At 61.9% G+C, this 3,456-nt stretch carries 4 protein-coding genes; 3 read left to right on the top strand and 1 reads right to left on the bottom strand.

The window, feature by feature from the left end:
• The first annotated feature begins 346 nt into the window (after window positions 1-346).
• The 3 genes from BRA62_RS04335 to BRA62_RS04325 all read left to right on the top strand — a co-directional run bounded on the left by BRA62_RS04335 (window position 347) and on the right by BRA62_RS04325 (window position 2,789).
• Window positions 347-1,372 (top strand): DNA-methyltransferase, encoded by a 1,026-nt coding sequence (locus tag BRA62_RS04335; RefSeq protein WP_292365088.1) that lies wholly within the window; start codon window positions 347-349, stop codon window positions 1,370-1,372.
• An 86-nt stretch (window positions 1,373-1,458) separates the two neighbouring features.
• Window positions 1,459-2,385 (top strand): DNA adenine methylase, encoded by a 927-nt coding sequence (locus BRA62_RS04330; RefSeq protein WP_292365087.1) that lies wholly within the window; start codon window positions 1,459-1,461, stop codon window positions 2,383-2,385.
• Window positions 2,386-2,462: 77 nt separating this feature from the next.
• Window positions 2,463-2,789: a transposase gene (locus BRA62_RS04325; RefSeq protein WP_292365086.1), complete on the top strand. Its 327-nt coding sequence runs from the start codon at window positions 2,463-2,465 to the stop codon at window positions 2,787-2,789.
• A 325-nt stretch (window positions 2,790-3,114) separates the two neighbouring features.
• Here BRA62_RS04325 and BRA62_RS04320 read toward each other — a convergent pair.
• Window positions 3,115-3,456 (bottom strand): SAM-dependent methyltransferase (locus BRA62_RS04320; RefSeq protein ID WP_292365085.1); only part of this gene is annotated, 342 nt, incomplete at its 5' end.

Below are 3,456 nucleotides of genomic sequence, written 5' to 3'. Positions count from 1 at the left end.
GCGTTCTCGGCCAGGAGTTCTGCCATGCGTTCATGGACCGGCCGCTCTCCCGCTGCGAGGGGGCGCTGCCTCCCCGCTCCCGCTCCGGTGCGGGACGAATTCTCCGATTCTCCTGAATGTGTCGCCATCCGAACTCCCGGGGCTGTTTCACTCTGCTGGTGATCAACCTGAGTCCGTCTGAAATGTATTAATGATACCCTCCCGGCGGGCGGGGATGCGGATCGGATTTCGCCGCACGCAGATACCCGTAGGAACCTGGAAAGAGGCCGCAATCATAACGAGTATCTTATGTTCGTACAGCCAATGTACTGTACGTACAGCCTGCAACATGCCGTCGAGGAAAACTATGAGGTTTGAAGAGGTCAACGGCAACATCTTCTACAACGGCGACTGCATCGCGGGGACACGAGCGCACGTCCCCGACGACTCGGTGGACCTGATCGTCACCGATCCCCCGTACGGCATCAACGGCGACCGGTTGCACCACCACTACAACAGGGACGAGGCCTTCGTCGTCGACGGCTACGTCGAGGTTCCCGCATCCGATTACGGGGAGTTCAGCCTGAGATGGATCCGGGAGGCCGAACGGATATTAAGGCCGGGCGGGTCGATCTACATCGTTTCGGGCTACACGAACCTCTACCACATACTCCATGCCCTGCGGCAGACGTGCCTTCGCGAGGTCAACCACATCATCTGGCGGTATAATTTCGGCGTTTACACCAGCCGAAAGTACGTCTCCTCCCATTACCACGTCCTCTTCTACGAGAAACCGGGCGGCGAGAGGACGTTCAACCTGGAGTCGCGCTACGGGGCCGGGGAGAAGGGGCCGGACAACGGGTCGCTGAACTACCGGGACCGTGAAGACGTCTGGTGCATCAACCGCGAGTACAAACCGGGACAGGCGAAGAACAAGAACGAACTGCCGACGGAGTTGCTCGTCAAGATGATCCAGTACAGCAGCAACGAGGGCGACCTCGTCTGCGATATGTTCCTCGGCGGATTTTCGACCGCAAAGGTCGCCGTCGGCCTCAACCGCCGGGCGACCGGGTTTGAGATCTCGGAGAGGGTCTTCGACCTGAAGATCGAAGAGTTGCGCGACACCGGGAAGGGATGCCTGCTCTCCACGCTCCGGACCCCGCGGACCGGGGAGCCGGAGAACCGGGGCAGGCCCTGGACGGAAGACGACCGCGAGACCCTGGTCTCCCGGTTCACCGTGCTCATCGAGTCCGGCGAGACCAGGAAGAGTGCAGTCGAGACGCTGGGAAGAGAACTCGGCCGGGGCCGGTGGGCAATCGAGAAGATGCTGAAAGCTCAGGGCATCCGGACCGGCGGCAGGGGGGGCGGCCCTCCACGGGGCGGCGGCGCCTGAACCTGGGCCGCGGGATACAGACAACGCTAACGTGTTTCAAAATAAATACTGTCGATAACGAAATTAACGCCGGATGGTAGAGATCGATGGCAACATCCACCGCACGACCGTTCCTCAAATGGGCAGGCGGAAAGGCGCAACTGCTCGATGCGTTCACCCTGAGAGTTCCCCCGGAGCTCGCCGAGGGATCCCTCCCGGTCTTCGTCGAGCCGTTCATGGGCGGCGGAGCGGTCTATTTTCACTTCAACAGCATCTTTGAGTTCAGGGAGTGCCACCTCTTCGATATCAACGAGGAACTGGTCCTCGCCTACAGCGTCGTCAAAAACGACGTCTCCGCCCTCATCGGCTACCTGCGCGATGTCTCTGACGATTTTCTGGCAAAGGACGAGCCCGGACGCAGGGACTACTACTACGCCGTGCGGGATGCGTTCAACCGCGAGCGCGAGGAGATCGATTTAAGGCGGTACGGCGAGGAGTGGGTGGAGCGGGCAGGCCGGTTCATCTTCCTCAACAGGACGTGCTTCAACGGCCTCTACCGGGTAAACTCCCGGGGCGGGTTTAACGTCCCGTTCGGCAGGTACCGTAACCCGCGGATCCTGCACGAAGAGGTGCTCCGGGCCGATTCCGCTGCGCTCCGGAATACGACCATCCACCTCGGCGACTTCACGCAGGCAGAGCCTTACATCGCGGAGGATACCTTCGTCTACTTCGACCCGCCCTACCGGCCCCTGAACCGGACGTCGTCGTTCACGCAGTACTCGAAGAACAGGTTTTCCGACGAGGAGCAGAAGCGTCTCGCGGCATTCTACGCACGATGCGACGAAAAGGGCGCGAAGCTCATGCTGAGCAACTCGGACCCGAAGAACGTCGACCCAAAAGACGGGTTCTTCGACGACCTCTACGCCCGGTACCACATCGACCGGGTTCCGGCGAGGAGGGCGATCAACTGCGACGGGACGAAACGGGGAGAGATCCGCGAGATCATCGTCACGAACTACAACCCCAAAGAATAACGGCGCCCCCGATCCGGGATCTCAGGTTTCCGAAGCCGTCCCAAAACTATAAGGTCTTTTAGAGGTATGCGCTGCTCATGACGTTTCGGGAGATCGACGATGATCTCTGGGAGATCGTCTGTAGACACCTCCCGCCCCGTAAACCCCACATCGGCAGGCCCCGCCGGGACCCCCGGCTCCTCTTCAACGGGGTCCTGTACGTCCTCTCCACCGGGTGCACCTGGAACGATGTGCCGGCGAAGTACGGGACGAAATCGACGGTGCACCGCTACCACCTCGAACTCTGCGAGCGGGGGGCGTACCAGGCCATCCTCATCGACCTCCTCCGGTCGGGTTACGAGTTCCGGAAGGGAGAGCCGGCACCGTGTGTCGTGGAGGCCGCGGTGGTGCCGGGGCAGCGCTGATGGCGGGGGTGTGGCCTATCACATACCCATCACATACAAATCCGGGTAGAACCGGCGCTGTTTTTGATGCAAAGCCCAGATTTTGAAGAACCTTGCTCACCATGCTGGCCCGGATTACATACCCGTCACAAAAGGCGTATATACAGTCTCCTGCGAAATGCAGCGGACAGAATTGGCTGACTGCAGGGTGCTCCGGCATCAGGGTCCGTCGCAAGTCGCATCAGATGGTGCGAAAAACGCGAAGTTCAGGCACCCAAAGAGCACGAGAGAAAGGGACAGGGATGTCGAGAGGGGGAGCAGTCCGGTAGAGCAGACGTGGCCAGCCCTAAAACTCCCCCGCCACCACCACGAAGAGGTCGCCCCGGGGCGCCGGGGGCTGTGCCGCCGTGCCGACGGCGATCCGTTCCGCCGGGTAGCCGAGGTCTTCGCAGACAGCAATCCGGATCCGGGGCGGGAGGGCGGCCGCGATCGCCCCGACGTCGAAGGCCGGGTCGGCGACGAGGAAGACGACCCGGCCCGCGAGGACCTCTTCCCCGGCTTCGGCTACCGCCCGGGCGTGATCCTTCCCGTGGGCCGAGACGACAGCGGCCCGTGCCAGCGGAATCTTCAGCCGGGCGAAGGCGACCTGGAGGGAAGATATCCCGGGGACCACCTCGCCCGGGAGGTA

Origin of the sequence: Methanoculleus sp. UBA208, assembly GCF_002498065.1 — an archaeon.
Taxonomy (GTDB): Archaea; Halobacteriota; Methanomicrobia; order Methanomicrobiales; family Methanoculleaceae; genus Methanoculleus.
Note: the sequence above shows the minus strand (reverse complement) of the source record. Positions and strands in the feature narration are given on the sequence as shown.

Bases quoted from the DNA above. Each gene is read 5' to 3' on its own strand.
- BRA62_RS04325 (WP_292365086.1), top strand. From the start codon at position 2,463: ATGACGTTTCGGGAGATCGACGATGATCTCTGGGAGATCGTCTGTAGA.
- BRA62_RS04335 (WP_292365088.1), top strand. From the start codon at position 347: ATGAGGTTTGAAGAGGTCAACGGCAACATCTTCTACAACGGCGACTGC.
- BRA62_RS04330 (WP_292365087.1), top strand. From the start codon at position 1,459: ATGGCAACATCCACCGCACGACCGTTCCTCAAATGGGCAGGCGGAAAG.